Here is a 22,849-nt window from a genome sequence, read left to right as displayed (position 1 = left end):
TCGCGGTTCGGTGTGCGGGTCGGCCGCCGCCCGAGCTCATCCGTCGGGGGTGCCTTCGCTGCGGTTCGGGGGTCCCTCTGGCGATTTTTTCGACTGGGGCGCCCACCGGTCCACGGGCTACCAGGGTATCAGCGACAGGACACGATCGCTTCCGGCCACGCTCCGCGCACGGGCCGACACGGACCTCGTACGACTGTCGGCGAATCCCGCCCGACCTTCACCATTAGCTCACCCGTTCGGCCCACCCGTGTTGTCCGGAGCGGCACGCGGAGCCCTCCGGTGCGTCGTATCCTCTTCGGACACTCGCTGCCGAGCGCGGCCGGCGCGACGGCACCACCCCCGCCCGTCTCCGGTAATCATGAGAGCTCGTCAGTGCGTTGAGCAACGATCGCCTCATTTGCGTTGAGGATCGTTGAGCGACATCGCATGACACCGTCCCTTGGATCACTCTGGAAACATGGTTCCTTTGTCGATCCCATGGGTCCCTTGACCGCACACCGCACAGCGACCGCCCCTCGGGGGGCGACGACGTGGCCGTTCGACTGGAGTTGCACGTGGCCGGGCGCATCGAAGACTACGCACTCATCGGAGACATGCAGACCGCCGCGCTGGTCTGCCGGGACGGCACGGTCGATTGGCTGTGCCTGCCCCGCTTCGACTCCCACGCCGTCTTCGCGGGACTGCTCGGCACCGAGGAGCACGGGTTCTGGAGACTGGGTCCCGCGCACGCGGCCGACGCCGAGCCGCCCACGGCCTCCCGCCGCCGGTACCGCGGCGACTCGCTGATCCTGGAATCCGAGTGGGACACCCCGCGCGGCACGGTCCGTGTGACGGACTTCATGCCGCCGCGTGACGGCGCCCCGCAGCTGATCCGGATCGTGGAGGGCGTCAGCGGCCGGGTGCCGATGCGCTCGGCGCTGCGGATGCGGTTCTCCTACGGCCGGGTGGTGCCCTGGGTGCACAAGCACGAGGGGCGCACGGTGGCCGTCGCCGGGCCGGACTCGGTGTGGTTCGACACCGAGTGCGAGACCTACGGCAAGGCGCTGACCACGTACGCCGACTTCACCGTGACCCCGGGCGACCGGATCGCGTTCACGGTCTCCTGGGAGCCCTCGCACAAGCAGCCCCCGCCGCTGCCCGAGCCCGATCCGTCGCTGCGGGCCACCGAGGAGTTCTGGCGCGACTGGGTGGAGCAGTGCACGTACCACGGCCCCTACCGCGAGGCCGTGATCCGCTCGCTGATCACGCTCAAGGCCCTGACGTACGCCCCGACCGGCGGCATCGTCGCCGCCCCGACGACCTCCCTCCCGGAGCACATCGGCGGCGTCCGCAACTGGGACTACCGCTACACCTGGCTGCGCGACGCGGCCATCACCCTCTCCTCGCTGCTGCGCACCGGCTACCGCGACGAGGCCCGCGCCTGGCGCGAGTGGCTGCTCCGCGCGGTCGCCGGCGACCCGGAGAACCTGCAGATCATGTACGGCATCGCCGGTGAGCGGGAGCTGGGCGAGGCCGAGCTGGAGTGGCTGCCCGGGTACGAGAACTCCGCGCCGGTCCGGGTCGGCAACGGCGCCGCGCACCAGCTCCAGCTGGACGTGTACGGCGAGGTCACCGAGGCCCTGCACCTGGCCCACATGACAGGTCTGGCCCGCAACGACTACGCCTCCCTGCTCCAGCTGAAGCTGATCCGCTACCTGGAGGACCACTGGGACGAGCCCGACGAGGGCATCTGGGAGGTGCGCGGACCGCGCCGCCACTTCGTGCACTCCAAGGTCATGGCCTGGGTCGCGGTGGACCGGACCATCAAGCTCATCGAGTCCGGTGACGCGGACGGCCCGCTGGAGAAGTGGCGCGAGCTGCGCGACGACATCCACCGGGACGTGTGTGAGAAGGGTTACGACAAGGAGCGCAACACCTTCACCCAGTCGTACGGCTCGAAGGAGCTGGACGCCTCGCTGCTGCTGATCCCGCAGATGGGCTTCCTGCCGCCGGACGACAAGCGGGTCATCGGCACCATCGAGGCGATCCAGCGCGAGCTGTCGACCCCGGACGGCTTCATCCTGCGCTACCCGACCTCCGGCGAGGAGGAGGGCGTGGACGGGCTGCCGGGCGACGAGGGCGCGTTCCTCGCCTGCTCGTTCTGGATGGCCGACGACCTGGCGATGATCGGCCGGGTCGACGAGGCCCGCAAGCTCTTCGAGAAGCTGCTCTCCCTCCGCAACGACCTGGGCCTGCTCGCCGAGGAGTGGGACCCGGTGCTCAAGCGTCAGGTCGGCAACTTCCCGCAGGCGTTCAGCCACGTCCCCCTCATCGACACGGCCCTGCGGCTGACCGCGTCGGGGGCGTACGGCGGCTGACCGCGTCCGCGGCACGGCGGCCGAGCGGGGGGGCGTACAGCCCGCCGCGCGCGCCCTCCGGTCCGGCGCGCACGGCGGCGGACCGGAGCGCCCGCAGGCGCGCACGGCAAGCGCTTGCGCTCGCTGGTGCGGGTGCCCGCGCCGACCCGCCTCCCGGGCGCCGGCCCCGCCGCCGGGTGCCGCACGAGCCCCGAACAGGCCGCGTCCGCCGCCCCCGCCTAGCCTGGAAGGAGCCCTGTCCCCCGACCGAAAGGGGGCGGCTCACCATGGCTCCCTTCTCCAAGGCGCGGGCGGCCCTCGCCGCACTGCGCGAGGATCTGGCCGGCGAGGTGTACGCGCCGGACGACCCGGGTTATGACGACGCCCGCACGGTCTTCAACGCCATGATCGACCGGCGTCCGGCCGTGATCGCCGAGTGCGCCGACGAGACCGACGTCGTCCGTTCGGTGCGCTTCGCCCGCGACCTCGACCTGCCGATCGCGGTACGCGGCGGCGGTCACAGCGTGGCCGGAATGGCACTGAACGACAACGGGCTCGTCATCGACCTCCGCCGGATGCACGAGGTCGCGGTCGACCCCGCCGCCCGGACCGCACGCGTCGGGGGCGGCGCCACCATGAGCCACCTCGACCGCGCCACCGAGCCCCACCGCCTCGCGACCACCGGCGGCCGCGCCTCGACCACGGGGGTGGGCGGCTTCGTCCTCGGCGGCGGCAGCGGCTGGCTGGACCGCACCTTCGGACTCGCCGTCGACAACCTGCTCGGCGTCGACCTGGTGACCGCCGACGGACAGACCGTCCACGCGAACTCCGAGCAGAACCCGGACCTGTTCTGGGCGCTGCACGGCGGCGGCGGGAACTTCGGCGTGGCCACCGCGCTCACCCTCCGGCTGCACGAACTGCCCGCCTTCGCTGTCGCCCTGCTCCTCTACCGCCCCGAACACGGCCCCGAGGTGATCCGCGTGTACCGCGACGTCGTCGAGACCGGCCCGCGGGAGGCGAGCGGCGGCGTCCTCTATCTCACCGCCCCGCCCGAGGAGTTCGTCCCCGGGCATCTGGTGGGCGGGCTCACCTGCGCGGTCCTCCTGACGTACGCGGGCACCGAGGACGACATGCGCAAGGTCGCCCAGCCGCTGCTGGCGATGCCGCACGAGGCCGAGATCGTCGGCGCGATGCCGTACGCGGACGTGCAGTGCATGATCGACGACCCGCCGGGGATGCGGAACTACTGGTCGGCGGAGTACCTGACCGGTCTGCCGGACGAGCTGGTGGACGTGCTCGCCACCCGCGCCTGGTCGATGCCCGTGCCGACCGGCACCCAGCACGTGCTCTTCCCTCTCGGCGGCGCGATACCGGAGGGCCCGGCCCACTACCCCGTGCCCTACCGGGACTCCCCCTGGGTCGTGCATCCCTTCGGCGTCTGGGCCGACCCCGAGGACGACGAGAGGTGCGTGCGGTGGGTACGGGACGTGCGCGCCGACGTCCGGCCGTGGAGCACCGGCGACGTCTACCTCAACTTCGTCGGCGACGAGGGCGCCGACCGGGTCGTCGCCGGACTCGGCATCGACAACTACCGGCGGCTGACGGCGGTGAAGACCGCGTACGACCCCGACAACGTCTTCCGCTTCAACCACAACATCCCGCCGGCCTGACGAGCGGGTACGGTCCGCTCCATGGACACCCGTGGAGGCCGCGAACCAGGTGACGGCCGTGAGGCGCAGGGCGGCATCACCGTGCGGCGGGCGCTGGAGCTGCCCGGACTGCGCGGCGGGCTGCCGGAGATCCTCGCGGGCGCCGACCGGCTGCACCGCACCGTGCGCTGGGTGCACGCGGGCGAGGTCCCGAACATCGCCTCGCTCCTCAAGGGCGGCGAGCTGCTGCTGACCACCGGGTACGGGCTCGGCACCCGACCCGCCGACCAGCGCGCGTTCGTCCGGACCCTCGCCGAGCGCGGTATCTCGGCCCTGGTCGTCGAACTGGGCCCGCGCTTCGCCCGGCTCCCGGCGGCCCTCGTCGAGACCGCGCGCTCGGCCGGACTCCCGCTCGTCCAACTGCACCGCGAGGTGGCCTTCGTGACGGTCACCGAGGAGATCCACACCGAGATCGTCAACGGCCACTACGCGCTCCTCCAGCAGGCCGAGGAAGTGCACCGCCGCTGTACCGAGGCCCTGCTCGGCGGGGGTGGGGTCCCGCAGGTCCTCGGCATCCTGGCCGACTTCAGCGGCAACCCGGTGTTCCTGGAGACCCCCGACGGACAGCTCCTCTACGCCGCCGGGACCGGGCCCGCGGACACCGATCCCCTCCAGGTGTGGGAGGGGCTGCGCGGCCGGCACCAGGACGAGCCGCCAGCCGGGACGACCCTCGTCGACGTACCGGGCGGCGGCCACGGCACCGGCTCGGTACGGGCCCGGCTGGTCCTCCTGCCCGTCGTCGCCCCCCTGACGCCCGTCCACCGGATGGCGGCCGAACGCGCCGCCGGCATCCTCGCCGTCGTCCTGATGCAGGCCCGCCAGGAGGAGGAGCTGGCCGCGCGGGGGCGCGGCGATTTCCTCACCGACCTCGCCGAGGGCCGCGTGCAGGCCGAGGACGCTCCCGCGCAGGCCCGCGTCCTCGGTTTCAAGCCGGGCTCCGGACCCCTGCTGCCCGTCGTGATGCGGCTCGCCGACGGCCTCTCCCCCGGCGGCGGCTGGGCCGTCCTGGCCCGCGCGGTGGCCGAGGAACTGGCCTCCGTGGGCGTACCCGCGCTCCTCGGCGTGCGCCCCGTCGAGGGCCGTGTACCGCTGCTGCTGGGCCTGCGCGCGGAGTCGGAGCGCATCTCGGTGGCCGACAAGGTCGCGGCGGCGCTGCGGGCCGGCGTGGAGCGTGCCGGGATGCCGCGGCCGGGCGGACGGCCGCCCGTGGTGGTCGTCGGGGTGCCCGGCGGCTGGGCGGACGCATCGGCGGGCCTGCGGCACGCGGCGGAGGCGGCGACGGCAGCACAGGGCCTGGCCGACCGCCCCTGGTACGACGCCCGGCGCCTGGACATCGACCTGCTGCTGTGGCGGCTGCGCGACCACCCCGACCTGGCCGCCTTCGTGGACCGCGCCATCGGCCCCCTGCGCGACCACGACGACCGGGCCAGGCCCTCGCTGCTGCCCACCCTGGAGACGTATCTCGCGCACGCGGGCCGCAAGGCGGAGACCGCCCGCGAGCTGCATCTCAACCGCCAGACCCTCTACAACCGCCTCGCGCGGATCGGCGAACTGCTCGGCACCGACCTGGACGACCCCCAGGCGGTGCTGGCACTGAGCCTGGCCCTGCGGGCACGCAGACACGTCGGCTGAGGCCCGGCCCTCGGGAGCGGCCGTCAGGTCAGGGGCCTGAGCTGCGTCAACTCGTCGTACACGCTGAGCACCTGGGCCACCGTCTCGTCCTCGGTCGGCCAGGTGGCCGCCTGCCGGGAGCCGCGCTCCCGCAGCGCCTCGCACCGGGCGGGGTCGCCGAGGAGGCGTTCGACGGCCCCGGCCAGCGCCTCGGCGTCGCCGTACGGGACGAGTTCCGCGCCGTCGCCGACCAGGTCGGGCACCGATCCGACGGCGGCGGCGACCAGCGGCACGCGCGCGTGGAGCGCATCCTGCGCGAGGACCGAGCGGCCCTCGGCACCGCCGGGCAGCAGCGCGAGGTCGGCGGCCGCGATCAGTTCGGAGACGTCGTCGCGCCGCCCGACGAGCCGAACGGGCAGCTCCTCGTCCTCGATACGCCTTTGCAGCGTGCCCCGCAGCGGCCCCTCGCCCACGACGACGACGAGCGGCGCCGGGTCGAGACCGCGCCACCGACGGGCGGCGTCGAGCAGGGTGTCGTACCCCCGCCGGTGGTCGAGCGTGCCGACGGCCATGAGCAACGGGCGTTCCGTGGCGCCCAGTTCGGCCCTGACCTTGGAAGCGGGCCGGTCCGGGTCCCCGCCGGGGGCGGTCGGGCGCGGCACCGGCAGCGCGACGGCGGCGAGCCGGGCGTCGCGCGCGCCCCGGCTGCGGGCCCGGTCGACCAGGTCGGAGGAGGTGCCGAGCACCACGGCGGCGGCCTTGGCGACCCGCCTCTCCAGCAGCCGCAGCAGATGCGCCCGCGCACCCTCCGCGTACGACCGCGTGTGCAGGGTGACGACGAGCGGGGTGGTGCGTCGGCCTAGCGCGAGGATGGCGCGGAACCCGGCGTGCAGTCCGTGCGCGTGCACCAGGTCGGCGTCCGCGAAGGCGCCGCGCAGACTGGCCACCGAGGCCGGGTCGCTGCTGCGGGGCACATGGACGTGGTGGGCGCCGACGCCGGTGAAGTCGTACTGTCCGTCCGTCTCACTGGGGGCGCAGACGGTGACCCGCACGCCCCTGGCGACCAGCCCCGAGGCCAACGACCGCACGTGCGCGCTGCTCACCGCGCTGCCGCCGCCGAGCACTTGCACGGTCCGCAGCGGCGACTGGCCGTGTGGTGAGTGGCTGCTCACGTGGCTCACGTGGCCGGGGCTCCTGGTTCGGGGTCGGACGGTCACGAAGGAACGCGCAGAAGGGTCCCGCGGTGGGGGTGGGCCGTACGAGGTGCTTCCGCACGGTCCACGCAGCACGTCCCGCTACGTCGTTCCTGTCCAAGGATGCCAGGCCGCAGGGGTGTTCCGGGACAGCCGGACGGGGCGCGAGCCGGAGGGCCGGGCAACCTCGGACCCGGAGTCACCCACACGAGTGAACTCCCGCACGAGGTTGCCCCTCCACGCGACTCGCGTCCCGCCAAGGCGTCACCGACCGTCCCGTCTGCGGACATCGACTCGTCCCGTCCGGGCGACGGCTCGTCCCGCCTAGGCGTCCGCGCGGGCCGCCGCCAGGAGTTCCTCCGCGTGGGCGCGGGCGGTCTCCGAGTCCTCCTGGCCGGCGAGCATGCGCGACAGCTCGCGCACCCGCTCCTCGCCCTCCAGGACCTTCACACCGGACCGGGTCACCGAACCGTCGTTGGTCTTCTCCACCAGCAACTGCCGGTCCGCGAAGGCCGCCACCTGCGGCAGGTGCGTGACCACCACGACCTGCGCCGATCTGGCGAGACGAGCGAGCCGCCGACCGATCTCGACCGCGGCCTTGCCGCCGACACCGGCGTCGACCTCGTCGAAGAGGTACGTCGGCACGGGGTCCGTCCCCGCGAACACCACCTCCACGGCCAGCATCACCCGCGACAGCTCACCACCGGACGCGCCCTTGGCGATGGGCCTCGGCGGCGCCCCCGGATGCGGCGCGAGCAGCAGCTCGACCTCGTCCGCGCCGGAGGGCCCGTACGCGACCGTACGCCCGCCCACCTCGACGCCCTCGGGGTCGTCCGTCTGCCGGATCTCGAACGACACGCGCGCGTGCGGCATGGCGAGCGAGGCCAACTCGGCGGTGACGGCCGCGGCGAACCGCTCGGCGGCCTCGGCACGGGCGTCCGTCAACGCCTGGGCGAGGCCCCCCAACTCGGCCCGCAACGCGTCCCGCTCGGCGGTCAGCTCCTCGATGCGCTCGTCGTCGCCGTCGAGTTCGGTGAGCCGCTGGGCGCCCTCCTCGGCCCACGACAGCACCGAGGTGATGTCCTGGCCGTACTTGCGCGTCAGCGCCGTCAGCGCGGCCCGCCGCTCCTCGACGGCCGCCAGCCGCAGCGGGTCGGCGTCCAGGTCGTCGGCGTATCCGGCCAGTTCCCCGGCCACGTCGCCCAGCAGGATCCCGACCTCCCCGATCCGCTCGGCGAGCACGGCGAGCGCCGGGTCGTGCGACCGCACGGCCTCCAGCGCGCGGTGCGCGCCCGCGACGAGGGTGGTGGCGTCCACCCCCTCCGGGTCCTCGGGGTTGCCCGCGAGCGCGGCGTGCGCGGCCGTCGCCGCCGAGGCCAGCGCCTCCGCGTGCCCGAGCCGCTCGGCCTCCTCGGCCAGCTCCACGTCCTCGCCGGCCCGGGGCTCGACGCCGGCGATCTCGTCCAGGCCGTACCGCAGCATGTCGGCTTCCTGGGCACGCTCCCGCGCACGGGTGACGATCTCGTCGAGTTCGGTCGCCACGGCCCGCAGCCGCCGGTAGGCCTCGCCGTACTTGGTGAGCGGTACGGCCACCGCGTCGCCCGCGTACCGGTCGAGCGCCGCCCGCTGCCGGGACAGCTTCAGCAGCCCCTGCTGGTCGGTCTGCCCGTGCACGGCGACGAGTTCGTCGGCCAGCTCGGCGAGCATGCCCACGGGGACGGACCGACCGCCCAGATGTGCCCGGGACCGTCCCTCGGCGGACACGGTACGGCTGATCAGCAGCGCCCCGTCGTCGAGTTCGGCCCCGGCCTCCTCGGCCCGGACCACCGCCGCCGCGCCCTCGGGCACGGCGATCCGGCCCTCCACGACGGCGTTCTTCGCACCGATCCGCACGAGCGCCGGGTCCGCCCGCCCGCCGAGCAGCAGGCCGAGGCTGGTGACCACCATGGTCTTGCCCGCACCCGTCTCACCCGTCACGGCGGTGAAGCCGGGCGACAACTCGACGACAGCGTCGTCGATGACTCCGAGCGACCGTATCCGCATCTCCTCCAACACGGACACGACCTTACGAGGTCGGGGAGGGAGACCGCGACGCCCCCCGGCACCTATGTCACTCCCGGGGGGTACAACGCGCTCTTTCAGGGGCGCGAGGCTGTGTCGGTATGCGGCTGCGCCGCGTGGGCGCGACCAGCCACCGACGCCCCGCAGCCGCCGACGCGTCCCGCCGTCCCCCACACCGCGCTAGTGCCGAGCCCCCCGCCACCCGGAAACGGGCAGCGCGAACTTGGCCACCAGCCGGTCGGTGAACGAAGCGTGGTGCAGCCGGGCCAACCGCACCGGCACCGCCCCCCGCCGCACCTCCACCCGCGCCCCCGGCGGCAGCTCGACGGTCCGCCGCCCGTCGCACCACAGCACGCCCGGCGGAATGTGCGGCAGCACCTCCACCGCCAGCACCGAGTTCGGCGAGGTCACCAACGGCTTGGCGAACAGCGCGTGCGCGGAGATCGGCACCATCAGCAGTGCCTCGACCTCGGGCCACACCACGGGCCCGCCCGCCGAGAACGCGTACGCCGTCGACCCGGTCGGCGTCGACAGCACGATGCCGTCGCACCCGAACCCGGTCACCGGCCGCCCGTCGATCTCCAGGACGACTTCCAGCAGCTTCTCGGCGCCCGCCTTCTGCACGGCCGCCTCGTTGAGCGCCCAGTCCGTGTGGACGATGTCCCCGTTCTGGTGGACGACCACATCGACGGTCATCCGCTCCTCGACCTCGTAGGACTTGGTCACCACACGGTCGACGACCTTGTCGAGGTCGTCCCGCTCGGCCTCCGCGAGGAAGCCGACGCTGCCGAGGTTGACGCCCAGCATCGGCACCCCGGACGCGCGGGCGAACTCGGCGCCGCGCAGCAGCGTGCCGTCACCGCCGAGGACGATGAGCAGCTCGCACCCGTCGAGGCACTGCGGGGTGGCCTCCTTGACGAGTTCCACCTCCTCCGGCAGCGGGATGTCCTCGGCCTCGTACTCCAGGACGCGCACGACGATGCCGTGGTGCAGCAGCCCCTTGACGACGAGTTCGGCACTGCGGATCGCCGCCGGCCGCCCGGTGTGGGTGAGCAGGAAGACAGTTCGAGATCGGTCCTGAGTCACCGCGGGCCCTCCGCCACTGCTCGGTCGACGTCGGCCGGGTCCAGCGCGGGAGCCCCGGCACGCAGCCACAGAAAGTACTCGACATTGCCCGAGGGGCCGGGCAGCGGACTGGCCGTCACACCCTTCACCCCGAGCCCCAGCTCCCCGGCCCGCCGGGCCACCCCGCGCACCGCCTCGGCGCGCAGTTCCGGACTCCGCACGACTCCCCCACTGCCCAGCCGCTCCTTCCCCACCTCGAACTGCGGCTTGACCATCATCACCAGATCGGCATCCGGCTTCACGCACCGCACCAGGGCGGGCAGTACCAGGCCGAGCGGGATGAAGGACAGATCCCCCACGACAAGATCCACAGGCTCCCCATCGATCGCTTCGAGCGTCAACTCGCGTACGTTCGTACGGTCCTTGACGGTGACGCGTTCATCGCTCTGCAAGGTCCAGGCGAGTTGTCCGTATCCCACGTCCACGGCGACGACGTGCGCGGCCCCGGCCCGCAGCAGTACGTCGGTGAACCCGCCGGTGGAGGCTCCGGCGTCCAGCGCCCTCCGCCCCTCGACGGCCAGCCCCTGCGGGACGAAGACCTCCAGCGCGCCCGCGAGCTTGTGGCCGCCCCGGGACACGTACTCGGGGTCGCTGTCGTCGCTCACGACCACGATGGCGGCAGCGGTCTCCACCTGGGTGGCGGACTTGGTCGCGACGGTCCTGCCGACGGTGACCCGACCGGCGGCGATCAGCTGGCTCGCGTGCTCACGCGACCGCGCGAGCTTCCGCCGGACCAGTTCGGCGTCCAGACGACGGCGTGCGACTCCTGCCACGTTCGGTTCAGCTCCTGCTTTCGTGGGTCCGCGGGGGCACCGGAGGTCCCGGGCGGGCGTCGAGCGCGGTGAGCGCGTCGCGCAGCCCCCGGTGTACATCCTCGTACACCTCCACATGGCCGTCGGTGGCGAGGTGGTCGGCGTCGGCCAGCCGGTCGAGGGCCGTGTCGACCTCGGGGTGGCCGGTGGCGGTGCGGGGCACGTCCAGCGGGGCCGGGGCGGCGGGGTCGTCCTCGGGTCCGGCCTCGTCCGGCGGCTCCGGAACCGCCGCGTCCGCCTGCGCCACGACCTCGGGCAAAGAGTCGCTCATGCCCAGACGCTACCGCGAAGCTCTGGGGTACCGTCGGTCGCGATGGCAACGATCGATGAGTGCCGCGCCGCGCTCGAAAAGCTCTCGGACACCATGGCAGGCGCCGATGGACACGTGCGCGAGGCGACGGCCCTCGACCGCTCGGTGAGCTGCCACATCAGGGATCTCGACGTCACCTTCGTGGGCCGGATGCGGGAGGGCCGGATCGAGGTGCACCACACCCTCCAGGGGCCGCCCGTCGAGAAGGCGCAGATCCGCCTCGCGATGACGGGCGACGACCTGGTGGCCCTGGTCGACGGGGAACTGAACTTCGCCAAGGCCTGGGGTTCGGGCCGGGTGAAGCTGGAGGCAGGCTTCCGCGACCTGCTCCAGCTCAGGAAGCTCCTCTAGCAGCCGTCACCTTCTCGGCCCCCGCCTCGCCGGACCGTGCCTTGCGCGCCGCCGGCACCACCAGGGGGGTGCCCGTCTCCGGGTCGTCGATGACCCGGCAGCGCAGCCCGAACACCTTTTCGACCAGCTCGGCGGTGACGGTCTCGGAGGGGGCGCCCTCGGCGATCACCGAGCCGCCGCGCAGGGCGATGAGGTGGGTGGCGTAGCGGGCGGCGTGGTTGAGGTCGTGCAACACGGCGACCAGCGTGCGCCCCTGCTCCTCGTGGAGTTCGGCGCACAGGTCGAGCACGTCGATCTGGTGCTGGATGTCGAGGAAGGTGGTCGGCTCGTCGAGCAGCAGCAGCGGGGTCTGCTGGGCGAGTGCCATGGCGATCCAGACCCGCTGGCGCTGGCCGCCGGACAGCTCGTCGACGTAGCGGTCGGCCAGCTCGGCGACCCCGGTCGACTCCATGGACTCCCGGACGATCCGCTCGTCCTCGGCCGACCACTGCCGCAGCAGCCCCTGGTGCGGGTACCGGCCGCGGCCCACCAGGTCGCCGACGGTGATCCCGTCGGGCGCGATCGACGACTGCGGCAGCAGCCCGAGCGTCCGGGCGACCTTCTTCGCGGGCATCGACTGGATGACCTGTCCGTCGAGCAGCACCCGCCCCTGGGACGGCTTCAGCATCCGGGAGAGGGCTCGCAGCAGCGTGGACTTGCCGCAGGCGTTGGGGCCGACGATCACGGTGAACGAGTTGTCGGGAATCTCCACCGACAGCTGTTCGGCGATGACCCGCTGGTCGTAGGCGAGAGTGACGTTCTCGGCGGACAGGCGGTTCACGGTGCTCCTCTTGTCGTTCGCGTACGCCGACGCGCTGTCGTTGTCGTTCATGTCCGCGCGGGCTTCATATCCGCCCGGCCTTCCGCTCGGTGACCAGCAGCCACAGCAGATAGACGCCACCGAGTACGCCGGTGACCACGCCGACCGGCAGCCGGTCGGCCCCGAAGGCCCGCTGCGAGGCCAGGTCGGCGACGACCAGCAGAGTCGCGCCCATGCACATCGCGGGCACCAGGTTCGGGCCCGGGTAACGGGTCAGCCGCTTGGCGAGCTGGGGCGCGGTGAGGGCGACGAAACTGACCGGCCCGGCGGCGGCGGTGGCTCCGGCCGTGAGCAGCACGGCCGACACCATCAGCAGCAGCCGTACGCGCTCGACGCTCACCCCGAGGGCGTACGACACGTCGTCGCCCATCTCCATCATCCGCAGCCCGCGTGCGTTGCCGAGCACCAGCGGGACGAGGATCGCGCACATGATCAGCAGCGGCCAGACCTGGGCCCAGTCACGGCCGTCGAGGGAGCCGGTCATCCAGACGACCGCGCGGCCCGCGTCGACGAGGTCGGCCTTGGTGATCAGGTAGCCGTTGACCGCCGTGACGATCGCGGAGACACCGATGCCGACCAGCACCAGCCGGTAGCCGTGCACGCCCCGCTTCCAGGCCAGCACATAGATCGCGATGCCGGTGACCAGACCGCCGACGAGCGCTCCGAGGGCGACCTGGTTCGCGCTGCCGGAGAACAGCACGATCACGACCAGGGCCCCGGCGGTGGCGCCCTGGGAGAGGCCGAGCACGTCCGGACTGCCCAGCGGGTTGCGGGAGACGGACTGGAACAGCGCCCCGCCGAGCCCGAGCGAGGCCCCGACGAGGAGCCCGACCAGAACTCTGGGCAGCCGCAGCTCGTTGACGATGAACTCCTGGCCCGCGTCCCCGTCGCCCAGCAGCGTCCTCAGGACGTCGCCGGCCGGGATCGGGAAGTCGCCGGTCCCGATCAGGACGACGCTCGCGGTCAGCGCCGCCAACAGCAGCAGGACGACGACCGTGAACGCCCGCACGTCCAGCCGGACGGACAGGCCGCCGGCCGTGCGGAGCGCCCGGCCGCCCCCGGCGGGCTCGTTCATGACGTGGGTCTCCCTCGTGGCCTGCGTCTTCACAGCTGGGCCGTCCTCCGCCGTCGTACGAGAAAGATGAAGACCGGACCGCCCAGGATCGCGGTGACGATGCCGACCTGGAGTTCCGCGGGCCGCGCCACCATGCGCCCGAGCACGTCGGCGCCGAGCAGCAGCACGGGCGACAGTACGGTCGCGTACGGCAGGATCCAGCGCAGGTCGGGCCCGGTGAAGGACCGCACGACGTGCGGGACCATCAGCCCGACGAAGACGATCGGCCCGCAGGCCGCCGTCGCGGCACCGCACAGCACGGTGGCGGCGGCCATGGAGAGGGCACGGGTGCGGTTGAGGTTGGCGCCGAGCGCGCGGGCGGTGTCGTCGCCCATGGCCATCGCGTTCAGCGGGCGGGCGAGCAGCAGCGCGACGACCGTACCGGCGGCCAGGAACGGCAGCACCTGGGTGATGGTCTCGTCGGTCGCCGAGGCGAGTGAACCGACCGTCCAGAAGCGCATCTTGGAGAGTGCCGCGTCGTCCATGATCATCACGGCCTGGAGGTAGCCGTAGAGCGCGGCACTGATGGCCGTGCCCGCGAGCGCCAGCCGCACGGGCGTCGCTCCACGGCTCCCGCCGAGGAACCAGACCAGCGCCCCGACCAGAGCGGCGCCGGCGAACGCGAACCACACGTACCCGCTCAGCGAGGTGACACCGAAGTAGGTGATGGCGGTGACCACGGCCGCGGACGCGCCCGCGTTGATGCCGAGCAGGCCCGGGTCGGCGAGCGGGTTCCGGGTGAGTGCCTGGAGGACGGCACCGGCCGACCCGAGCGCGGCTCCGGCGAGCAGTCCGAGGAGCGTGCGCGAGATCCGCTCCCCGACCACGGCGTCGCCGTACGTCCCCGTGTCCTCGAACAGGCCGTGCCAGACCTGTTCGAGGGAGAGTTCTTTCGCACCGATCGCGATACTCGCCAGGGCGACCAGGGCGAGGATCACGAGGGCCACGAGAAGCCCGACGGCTCGTACCGCCCGGCGATTCGGTGGCGCGGGGGCGGTCTCCGCGCTCGGTTCAGGGGGACTGTCGACCAACACCCGGTTAGGTTAGCCTACCCTCCTTTTTGGCTCGATCCCGTCCACGAACACCGCACACGCCGCGGACTGCGGACTGCGGCGCTCACCTGCGGCTGCGGCTGCGCGGCTGCGGCTGCCTGGGACGATCGAGCCCCTCACAGTCCCAGTCGGGCCAGCGCCTTCTCCCCGTCCAGCTCGCACGAGCCCTCGCCGGCCGCCGTCCAGGCCGCCGCACACAGCGCGCGCAGCCCGTCCAGGGCCCCACCCTCACCGTCGAGTTCCAGCCGGTCCGGTCCCGCCGTGGCCGTCCAGCCACCGCAGCGGAAACCGGTGCCCGCCTCGACGACCTCAGGCTGCCCGGTGAGCATGCCCCGCAGATCGGCGTCGACATACGTGGGCCGATGCTGCGGAGGCGCAGCCAGCAACTGTGCGCCGTCGGTGACACCGGTCAGCACCAGCAGTGAGTCGACTCCGCCGTTGAACGCTCCCTCGATGTCCGTGTCCAGCCGGTCCCCGACCACCAACGGCCGCTCGGCACCGGTGCGCAGGATCGTCTCGCGGTGCATCGGCGGCAGCGGCTTGCCCGCCACCTGCGGCTCCGCGCCGGTCGCGATCCGGACCACCTGCACCGCCGCCCCGTTGCCCGGCGCGATCCCGCGCGCGCTCGGGATCGTCAGGTCGGTGTTGGACGCGAACCACGGCACCCCGCGCGCGATGGCGTAGCAGGCCTCCGCGAACCGCCCCCAGGGCAGCTCGGGGCCGCCGTACCCCTGCACCACCGCCGCCGGATCGTCGTCCGCCGACTCGACCGGCTCCAGACCCCGCTCGCGCAGCGCGACGCGCAGCCCCTCACCACCGATGACCAGCACCCGCGCCCCGGCGGGCAGCTGCTCGCTGATCAGGCGGGCCACGGCCTGCGCCGAGGTGATGACGTCACCGGCCTCGGTCGGTATGCCGAGGGCCGTCAGATGCGCGGCCACCGTGTCGGGCGTCCGCAGCGCGTTGTTGGTGACGTACGCGAGGTGCATACCACCGGCGCGCGCTGTGCTCAGGGACTCCACGGCGTACGCGATCGCGCTCCCTCCCGCGTACACCACACCGTCCAGATCGAGCAGAGCCGTGTCGTACGCCTCGCTCAGGGCCTGCCCACTGCCGTCGGGCCGCGTCCTGACTGCCTGGCTCATCGTGCTCCGCTCCTCGCTCGGTCCGACGTCCGACGGTCGCCGCGGCGGCCGGGTCGGGCGGCCGTGGGTCGACAATCGGTCAGGTCACTTTCCCCGATCATCCCTCACGGCACCGACACCCATACGATGCATCAATGAACTACGCAGGTCCCGCGGAGGAGATCCCGGCGCGCAGCGGCCTCGAACTGACCCCGTTCCGGGGGCTTCGCTACGACCCCGACCGGGTCGGCAGCCTGGCCGCCGTGACATCACCGCCGTACGACGTCGTCGTACGGCCGGACGGTCTGCTCCACCTCGAATCCGCCGATCCCCACAACATCGTCCGCCTGATACTCCCCCAGGGCAGTACCCCGGGCGCCCGTGACGAACAGGCGGCCGACACACTGCGCCGCTGGCTCGCCGACGGTGTCCTCGCCGCCGACGCCGAGCCCGGTCTCTACGTGTACGAGCAGGCGGACGGCAGCATCCTCCAACGCGGTCTCATAGGCGCCCTCCGCCTCTCCGAGCCCTCCGCCGGCGTGGTCCTCCCCCACGAGGACGTCATCCCCCACGTCATCGCGGACCGCGCTGCCCTGATGCGCGCGACCGGCACCAACATGGAGCCCCTGCTGCTCACGTACCGGGGGGACGGCGCCGGGGCCGGAGCGACAGCCGTGGTCGAACGCACCACGGAACGCGCCCCGCTCCTCGCCACGACCACGGAGGACGGCTTCAGCCATCGCCTCTGGGCAGTCACCGACCCCGCCGACCTCGCCGAGATCCAGTCGGATCTGGCCCGCCACCAGGCCCTGATAGCCGACGGCCACCACCGTTGGGCGACCTACCTCCGGCTCCGCTCGGAGCACCCGTCCCCGAGCCCCTGGGACTACGGCCTGGTCCTGCTGGTGGACACCGCCCGCTACCCCCTGCGCGTGCGGGCGATCCACCGCCTCCTCCATCAACTCCCGCTCCCGGCCGCCCTCACCGCCCTGGACGGCTTGTTCCGCGTGCGCCGTCTCGATGTCCCGCTCCCGGAGGCCCTCGAAGCTCTGGCGGACGCGGCCGCCACCGGCAACGCCTTCGTCCTCGCGGGTGACGGTTCCTTCCACCTCGTCGACCGCCCGGACCCGGACCTCCTCGCCCGTACGATCCCCGCCGACCGCCCATCGGCCTGGCGCACCCTGGACGCGACGGTGCTGCACGCCACCCTCCTCGACCACGTCTGGCGCATCCCCGAGGACTCCCCGGCGCATGTCGCCTACATCCACGACACGGCGGCGACCGTGGAGAAGGCCGAACGCGCCGGCGGCACGGCCGTCCTCATGCACCCGGTCCGCGAGGAGGTCGTACGCGAGCTGGCCCGCCAGGGCGTCACGATGCCCCGCAAGTCCACGTCGTTCGGCCCCAAGCCGGCGTCGGGGCTGGTCCTGCGCGCGCTGGAGTTCTGAAGCGGCGGCTTCCGGGGTGGCCGGGGGCCGGGCGATCGGACATACAAGCGGACATACAGAAGGGCGGGACCCCTGCACGGGATCCCGCCCTTCACTGTCTGCCCGGGACGTCAGTCCTTGCCGTCGACACCGGCGTCCGTGTCCGCGTCCGCGTCCTTCACGTCGGCACCCCCGACAACCTCGTGGTCCTTGTGGTCCTTGTGGTCCTGGCGGTTCTCAAGGTCCTCGCGGTCAGCGCGGTGGTCCTCGTCGGAATTCTCGGCCTCGTTGTCGTCCCGGTCCTCGTCCTCGTCCTCGTCCTCGACGAGGACGTCCACGAACTCGACACCGTCCATCTCCGCCAACCGGTCCGACGCGTCCGTGCTGCCGTCCTTGTCGGCCTCGACGGCCTTGGCGAACCACTCCCGCGCCTCGTCCTCACGCCCGGCCGCGAGCAACGCGTCGGCGTAGGCGTACCGCAGGCGCGCGGTCCACGGCTGTACGGAGTTGGAGGCCAGCTCGGGGCTCTGCAGCGTCACGATGGCCGCGTCGAGCTGGTCCATGTCACGCCGAGCGCCGGCCGCGACGAGCCGCATCTCGACCTGGCCCGCCTTGTCCAGCTTGTGCACCTCGGGCGCCCCGGCCATGTCGAGCGCCTTCTCGGGCCGCCCGAGACCACGCTCGCAGTCCGCCATGACGGGCCACAGCTCGACGTTGCCGGTCATCCGCCGGGCCGCACGGAACTCCGCGAGCGCCTCGCTGTACTTCTGGTTCGCGTACGCGGCGAAGCCGGCCGCTTCCCGCACGGCCGCCACACGCGAGGCCAGCCGCAGCGCGACCCTGGAGTAGCCGTACGCCCCCTCGGGGTCCTCGTCGATGAGCCGCGCGACCATCACCAGGTTCTTGGCGACATCGTCCGCGAGCGTCTTCGGCAGGCTCTGGAGCTCCTGCCGTACGTCCTTGTCAATCTCCTCGCCGGTGACGTCCTCCGGGATCGGCAGCCGCTTGATCGGCTCACGGTCCCGGTCCCGCTCGTCGCGGAAACGCCCACCGCCACGCCGGTCGTCGCCGCCGCGCCGGTCGTCACGGCCACGGAAGCCACCGGGCCGACCCCCACGGTCGTCCCGACGGGGGCCACGGCCCCGGTCGTCCCGGCCACGATCGTCGCGTCCACGGAACCCGCCGGGGCGCTCACCTCCACGGCTGTCGTCGCGCCCGCGGAAGCCGCCGCCGCGCTGGTCACCACGGCTGTCGTCACGACGGAAACCACCGCGGTCGTCATCGCGACGGTACGAGGGACGGTCACCCTCACGACGCTCGGGACGAGCCGGGCGGTCGTCCCGACGGTCGTCACGAGAGAACGCGGGACGGTCGTCGCGCCGGTCGTCACGGCGCTCGTCGCGACGGAAGGCCGGCCGGTCACCGCGATCACTGTCCCGGCGGTCGTCACGGCGGAAGTCTTCGCGACGGTCGTCACGCCGGAAAGGCGGTCGGTCACCGTCGCGACGGTCGTCACGCCGGAAGGGCGGACGCCCACCGCGGTCGTCTCCACGGCGGTCGTCTCGGCCGCGGTCGTCGCGCCCGCGGAAGCCGCCGCCGCGCTGCTCACCACGGCTGTCGTCACGACGGAAACCACCGCGGTCGTCATCGCGACGGTACGAGGGACGGTCACCCTCACGACGCTCGGGACGAGCCGGGCGGTCGTCCCGACGGAACCCACGGTCCCGGTCGTCACGACGGAAGCCGCCACGATCACCACGGTCCCCGCTGTCCCGCCGGTCGTCACGCCGGTCGTCACGAGAGAACGCGGGACGGTCGTCACGCCGGTCGTCACGGCGCTCGTCGCGACGGAAGGCCGGCCGGTCGCCGTCACGACGGAAGCCACGGTCGCGATCCCGATCGTCACGACGGGGCGCCCCGGGGCGGTCGTCACGGCGGAACGCGGGACGAGACCCCCGGTCGCCCTCACGGCGGTCGTCCCGACGGTCGTCACGGCCACGGAAGCCACCGCCACGGTTGTCGTCACGACGGAAGCCACCACGATCATCGCGGCGCTCATCGCGACGGAACCCGCCTCGGTCGTCACCACGGCGGTCGTCGCTACGGCGGTCGTCACCACGGCGATCGTCGCTACGGCGATCGTCACGTCGGCCGTAACCACCACGGTCGTTGTCGCGCCGGTCGTTGTCGCGGCGCGGTCCACCGCGATAGCCGCCACGGTCACCACTGTCCCGTCGCCGCTGGTCGCGCTCCGGTCGATCGTCGGGAGAGTTGGTGGACATGGTGACTCCTGTCTTCGGTACTGCAAGCATTCTAGAAACAAAAGGACCCCTGGTCCCAGCTGAACGCTGGGACCAGGGGTCCTTTCCAAAGATTGTTCGGCGGCGTCCTACTCTCCCACAGGGTCCCCCCTGCAGTACCATCGGCGCTGTAAGGCTTAGCTTCCGGGTTCGGAATGTAACCGGGCGTTTCCCTCACGCTATGACCACCGAAACACTATGAAACTATGAATACCGCACCATCCCTCGTGACCATGAGAAATGGGGTTGTTCGTGGTTTCAGAACCAACACAGTGGACGCGAGCAACTGAGGACAAGCCCTCGGCCTATTAGTACCAGTCAACTCCACCCGTTACCAGGCTTCCATATCTGGCCTATCAACCCAGTCGTCTACTGGGAGCCTTACCCCATCAAGTGGGTGGGAATACTCATCTCGAAGCAGGCTTCCCGCTTAGATGCTTTCAGCGGTTATCCCTCCCGAACGTAGCCAACCAGCCATGCCCTTGGCAGAACAACTGGCACACCAGAGGTTCGTCCGTCCCGGTCCTCTCGTACTAGGGACAGCCCTTCTCAATATTCCTGCGCGCGCAGCGGATAGGGACCGAACTGTCTCACGACGTTCTAAACCCAGCTCGCGTACCGCTTTAATGGGCGAACAGCCCAACCCTTGGGACCGACTCCAGCCCCAGGATGCGACGAGCCGACATCGAGGTGCCAAACCATCCCGTCGATATGGACTCTTGGGGAAGATCAGCCTGTTATCCCCGGGGTACCTTTTATCCGTTGAGCGACGGCGCTTCCACAAGCCACCGCCGGATCACTAGTCCCGACTTTCGTCCCTGCTCGACCCGTCGGTCTCACAGTCAAGCTCCCTTGTGCACTTACACTCACCACCTGATTGCCAACCAGGCTGAGGGAACCTTTGGGCGCCTCCGTTACCCTTTGGGAGGCAACCGCCCCAGTTAAACTACCCATCAGACACTGTCCCCGATCCGGATCACGGACCCGGGTTAGACATCCAGCACGACCAGACTGGTATTTCAACGACGACTCCACCCGAACTGGCGTCCGAGCTTCACAGTCTCCCAGCTATCCTACACAAGCCGAACCGAACACCAATATCAAACTGTAGTAAAGGTCCCGGGGTCTTTCCGTCCTGCTGCGCGAAACGAGCATCTTTACTCGTAGTGCAATTTCACCGGGCCTATGGTTGAGACAGTCGAGAAGTCGTTACGCCATTCGTGCAGGTCGGAACTTACCCGACAAGGAATTTCGCTACCTTAGGATGGTTATAGTTACCACCGCCGTTTACTGGCGCTTAAGTTCTCAGCTTCGCCACCCCGAAGAGTGACTAACCGGTCCCCTTAACGTTCCAGCACCGGGCAGGCGTCAGTCCGTATACATCGCCTTACGGCTTCGCACGGACCTGTGTTTTTAGTAAACAGTCGCTTCTCGCTGGTCTCTGCGGCCACCCCCAGCTCAAGCAGCAAGTGCTATCACCAGGTGTGGCCCCCCTTCTCCCGAAGTTACGGGGGCATTTTGCCGAGTTCCTTAACCATAGTTCACCCGAACGCCTCGGTATTCTCTACCAGACCACCTGAGTCGGTTTAGGGTACGGGCCGCCATGAAACTCGCTAGAGGCTTTTCTCGACAGCATAGGATCATCCACTTCACCACAATCGGCTCGGCATCAGGTCTCAGCCACAAGTGCGACGGATTTACCTATCGCACGGCCTACACCCTTACCCCGGGACAACCACCGCCCGGGATGGACTACCTTCCTGCGTCACCCCATCACTCACCTACTGCAAGTCTGGTTCGTCGGCTCCACCACTCCCCTTCACCCGAAGGATCCGGGACGGCTTCACGGACTTAGCATCGCCTGGTTCGATGTTTGACGCTTCACAGCGGGTACCGGAATATCAACCGGTTATCCATCGACTACGCCTGTCGGCCTCGCCTTAGGTCCCGACTTACCCTGGGCAGATCAGCTTGACCCAGGAACCCTTGGTCAATCGGCGCAAACGTTTCTCACGTTTGTATCGCTACTCATGCCTGCATTCTCACTCGTGAACCGTCCACAACTCGCTTACACGGCTGCTTCACCCGGCACACGACGCTCCCCTACCCATCACGATCCCCGTTGGGGGTATATATCGCAATGACACGACTTCGGCGGTACGCTTGAGCCCCGCTACATTGTCGGCGCGGAATCACTAGACCAGTGAGCTATTACGCACTCTTTCAAGGGTGGCTGCTTCTAAGCCAACCTCCTGGTTGTCTCTGCGACTCCACATCCTTTCCCACTTAGCGTACGCTTAGGGGCCTTAGTCGATGCTCTGGGCTGTTTCCCTCTCGACCATGGAGCTTATCCCCCACAGTCTCACTGCCGCGCTCTCACTTACCGGCATTCGGAGTTTGGCTAAGGTCAGTAACCCGGTAGGGCCCATCGCCTATCCAGTGCTCTACCTCCGGCAAGAAACACACGACGCTGCACCTAAATGCATTTCGGGGAGAACCAGCTATCACGGAGTTTGATTGGCCTTTCACCCCTAACCACAGGTCATCCCCCAGGTTTTCAACCCTGGTGGGTTCGGTCCTCCACGAAGTCTTACCTCCGCTTCAACCTGCCCATGGCTAGATCACTCCGCTTCGGGTCTTGAGCGTGCTACTAAAGTCGCCCTATTCGGACTCGCTTTCGCTACGGCTACCCCACCCGGGTTAACCTCGCAACACACCGCAAACTCGCAGGCTCATTCTTCAAAAGGCACGCAGTCACGAGACACCAAGCAAGCTTGATGTCCGACGCTCCCACGGCTTGTAGGCACACGGTTTCAGGTACTATTTCACTCCGCTCCCGCGGTACTTTTCACCATTCCCTCACGGTACTATCCGCTATCGGTCACCAGGGAATATTTAGGCTTAGCGGGTGGTCCCGCCAGATTCACACGGGATTTCTCGGGCCCCGTGCTACTTGGGTGTCTCTCAAACGAGCCGCTGATGTTTCAGCTACGGGGGTCTTACCCTCTACGCCGGACCTTTCGCATGTCCTTCGCCTACATCAACGGTTTCTGACTCGTCCTGTTGCCGGCAGACAACAGAAGAGAGATCCCACAACCCCGTATACGCAACCCCTGCCGGGTCTCACACGCATACGGTTTGGCCTCATCCAGTTTCGCTCGCCACTACTCCCGGAATCACGGTTGTTTTCTCTTCCTGCGGGTACTGAGATGTTTCACTTCCCCGCGTTCCCTCCACACTGCCTATGTGTTCAGCAGTGGGTGACAGCCCATGACGACTGCCGGGTTTCCCCATTCGGAAACCCCCGGATCAAAGCCTGGTTGACGACTCCCCGGGGACTATCGTGGCCTCCCACGTCCTTCATCGGTTCCTGGTGCCAAGGCATCCACCGTGCGCCCTTAAAAACTTGGCCACAGATGCTCGCGTCCACTGTGCAGTTCTCAAACAACGACCAACCACCCGTCA

15 protein-coding genes and 2 rRNA genes are annotated in these 22,849 nt (G+C 70.4%); 5 read left to right on the top strand and 12 right to left on the bottom strand.

Going from position 1 to position 22,849, the window contains the following annotated elements; translation table 11 throughout:
* Window positions 1–554 precede the first annotated feature (554 nt).
* The 3 genes from GWK25_RS14955 (at window position 555) to GWK25_RS14945 (ending at window position 5,677) form a co-directional block, all read left to right on the top strand.
* Complete coding sequence (locus GWK25_RS14955; RefSeq protein WP_215457383.1) at window positions 555–2,357, top strand: glycoside hydrolase family 15 protein; 1,803 nt, start codon at window positions 555–557, stop codon at window positions 2,355–2,357.
* A 266-nt stretch (window positions 2,358–2,623) separates the two neighbouring features.
* Complete coding sequence (locus tag GWK25_RS14950) at window positions 2,624–4,006, top strand: FAD-binding oxidoreductase (protein WP_215450719.1); 1,383 nt, start codon at window positions 2,624–2,626, stop codon at window positions 4,004–4,006.
* Between the two features lie 21 nt (window positions 4,007–4,027).
* A complete protein-coding gene (locus GWK25_RS14945; protein WP_215450718.1) occupies window positions 4,028–5,677 on the top strand; it encodes a PucR family transcriptional regulator in 1,650 nt (549 codons plus the stop codon).
* Between the two features lie 23 nt (window positions 5,678–5,700).
* Here the strand turns inward: GWK25_RS14945 and GWK25_RS14940 are convergent, their stop codons facing one another.
* The 5 genes from GWK25_RS14940 to GWK25_RS14920 form a co-directional block, all read right to left on the bottom strand.
* Complete coding sequence (locus GWK25_RS14940) at window positions 5,701–6,837, bottom strand: glycosyltransferase family 4 protein (RefSeq protein ID WP_215450717.1); 1,137 nt, start codon at window positions 6,835–6,837, stop codon at window positions 5,701–5,703.
* A 336-nt stretch (window positions 6,838–7,173) separates the two neighbouring features.
* Complete coding sequence (gene recN, locus GWK25_RS14935) at window positions 7,174–8,892, bottom strand: DNA repair protein RecN (protein WP_215457382.1); 1,719 nt, start codon at window positions 8,890–8,892, stop codon at window positions 7,174–7,176.
* 198 nt (window positions 8,893–9,090) lie between these two features.
* Window positions 9,091–9,996, bottom strand: coding sequence for an NAD kinase (locus GWK25_RS14930; RefSeq protein ID WP_033528902.1), 906 nt, complete (start codon window positions 9,994–9,996; stop codon window positions 9,091–9,093).
* Window positions 9,993–10,808 (bottom strand): TlyA family RNA methyltransferase, encoded by an 816-nt coding sequence (locus GWK25_RS14925; RefSeq protein WP_215450716.1) that lies wholly within the window; start codon window positions 10,806–10,808, stop codon window positions 9,993–9,995. Before GWK25_RS14925 ends, GWK25_RS14930 begins: the two co-directional genes overlap by 4 nt.
* 7 nt (window positions 10,809–10,815) lie before the next feature.
* Window positions 10,816–11,118 (bottom strand): hypothetical protein, encoded by a 303-nt coding sequence (locus tag GWK25_RS14920; RefSeq protein WP_215450715.1) that lies wholly within the window; start codon window positions 11,116–11,118, stop codon window positions 10,816–10,818.
* A 42-nt stretch (window positions 11,119–11,160) separates the two neighbouring features.
* On the opposite strand from GWK25_RS14920, the gene GWK25_RS14915 reads away from it, so the two are divergent.
* Window positions 11,161–11,508: an SCP2 sterol-binding domain-containing protein gene (locus tag GWK25_RS14915; protein WP_215450714.1), complete on the top strand. Its 348-nt coding sequence runs from the start codon at window positions 11,161–11,163 to the stop codon at window positions 11,506–11,508.
* Here GWK25_RS14915 and GWK25_RS14910 read toward each other — a convergent pair.
* The 4 genes from GWK25_RS14910 to GWK25_RS14895 form a co-directional block, all read right to left on the bottom strand.
* On the bottom strand, window positions 11,492–12,379 hold the full coding sequence (locus GWK25_RS14910) for an ABC transporter ATP-binding protein (RefSeq protein WP_215450713.1): 888 nt from the start codon (window positions 12,377–12,379) through the stop codon (window positions 11,492–11,494). The two genes, GWK25_RS14915 and GWK25_RS14910, sit on opposite strands and share 17 nt — an antisense overlap.
* A 13-nt stretch (window positions 12,380–12,392) precedes the next feature.
* Complete coding sequence (locus GWK25_RS14905; RefSeq protein ID WP_215450712.1) at window positions 12,393–13,442, bottom strand: iron chelate uptake ABC transporter family permease subunit; 1,050 nt, start codon at window positions 13,440–13,442, stop codon at window positions 12,393–12,395.
* A gap of 29 nt (window positions 13,443–13,471) precedes the next feature.
* Entirely contained in the window at window positions 13,472–14,515 is a 1,044-nt protein-coding gene (locus GWK25_RS14900) for an iron ABC transporter permease (RefSeq protein WP_215450711.1), read from the bottom strand.
* A gap of 134 nt (window positions 14,516–14,649) precedes the next feature.
* The gene (locus tag GWK25_RS14895; protein WP_215450710.1) at window positions 14,650–15,678 is read right to left on the bottom strand and encodes an HAD hydrolase-like protein; all 1,029 of its coding nucleotides are present in this window, start codon (window positions 15,676–15,678) and stop codon (window positions 14,650–14,652) included.
* 134 nt (window positions 15,679–15,812) lie between these two features.
* Between GWK25_RS14895 and GWK25_RS14890 the strand changes: the two genes are divergently transcribed.
* Window positions 15,813–17,105 carry a DUF1015 family protein gene (locus GWK25_RS14890; RefSeq protein WP_215450709.1) on the top strand — a complete coding sequence of 431 codons (1,293 nt, stop codon included), beginning with the start codon at window positions 15,813–15,815 and terminating at the stop codon, window positions 17,103–17,105.
* A 110-nt stretch (window positions 17,106–17,215) separates the two neighbouring features.
* Here the strand turns inward: GWK25_RS14890 and GWK25_RS14885 are convergent, their stop codons facing one another.
* From GWK25_RS14885 to GWK25_RS14875, 3 genes are all read right to left on the bottom strand, one after another.
* Complete coding sequence (locus tag GWK25_RS14885) at window positions 17,216–18,085, bottom strand: tetratricopeptide repeat protein (RefSeq protein WP_251829805.1); 870 nt, start codon at window positions 18,083–18,085, stop codon at window positions 17,216–17,218.
* Window positions 18,086–19,460: 1,375 nt separating this feature from the next.
* Window positions 19,461–19,577 (bottom strand): 5S ribosomal RNA (rrf, locus tag GWK25_RS14880).
* A 95-nt stretch (window positions 19,578–19,672) separates the two neighbouring features.
* Window positions 19,673–22,796, bottom strand: a 23S ribosomal RNA gene (locus tag GWK25_RS14875).
* Window positions 22,797–22,849 lie beyond the last annotated feature (53 nt).

It is taken from the genome of Streptomyces sp. ATCC 21386 (assembly GCF_018728545.1).
Lineage (GTDB): Bacteria > Actinomycetota > Actinomycetes > Streptomycetales > Streptomycetaceae > Streptomyces.
The sequence above is the reverse complement of the archived record's forward strand: the minus strand, read 5'-3'. Positions and strand labels throughout refer to the sequence as shown.

Bases quoted from the DNA above. Each gene is read 5' to 3' on its own strand.
- GWK25_RS14895 (WP_215450710.1), bottom strand. From the start codon at position 15,678: ATGAGCCAGGCAGTCAGGACGCGGCCCGACGGCAGTGGGCAGGCCCTG.
- GWK25_RS14915 (WP_215450714.1), top strand. From the start codon at position 11,161: ATGGCAACGATCGATGAGTGCCGCGCCGCGCTCGAAAAGCTCTCGGAC.
- recN (WP_215457382.1), bottom strand. From the start codon at position 8,892: ATGCGGATACGGTCGCTCGGAGTCATCGACGACGCTGTCGTCGAGTTG.
- GWK25_RS14910 (WP_215450713.1), bottom strand. From the start codon at position 12,379: ATGAACGACAACGACAGCGCGTCGGCGTACGCGAACGACAAGAGGAGC.
- GWK25_RS14945 (WP_215450718.1), top strand. From the start codon at position 4,028: ATGGACACCCGTGGAGGCCGCGAACCAGGTGACGGCCGTGAGGCGCAG.
- GWK25_RS14890 (WP_215450709.1), top strand. From the start codon at position 15,813: ATGAACTACGCAGGTCCCGCGGAGGAGATCCCGGCGCGCAGCGGCCTC.
- GWK25_RS14920 (WP_215450715.1), bottom strand. From the start codon at position 11,118: ATGAGCGACTCTTTGCCCGAGGTCGTGGCGCAGGCGGACGCGGCGGTT.
- GWK25_RS14950 (WP_215450719.1), top strand. From the start codon at position 2,624: ATGGCTCCCTTCTCCAAGGCGCGGGCGGCCCTCGCCGCACTGCGCGAG.
- GWK25_RS14905 (WP_215450712.1), bottom strand. From the start codon at position 13,442: ATGAACGAGCCCGCCGGGGGCGGCCGGGCGCTCCGCACGGCCGGCGGC.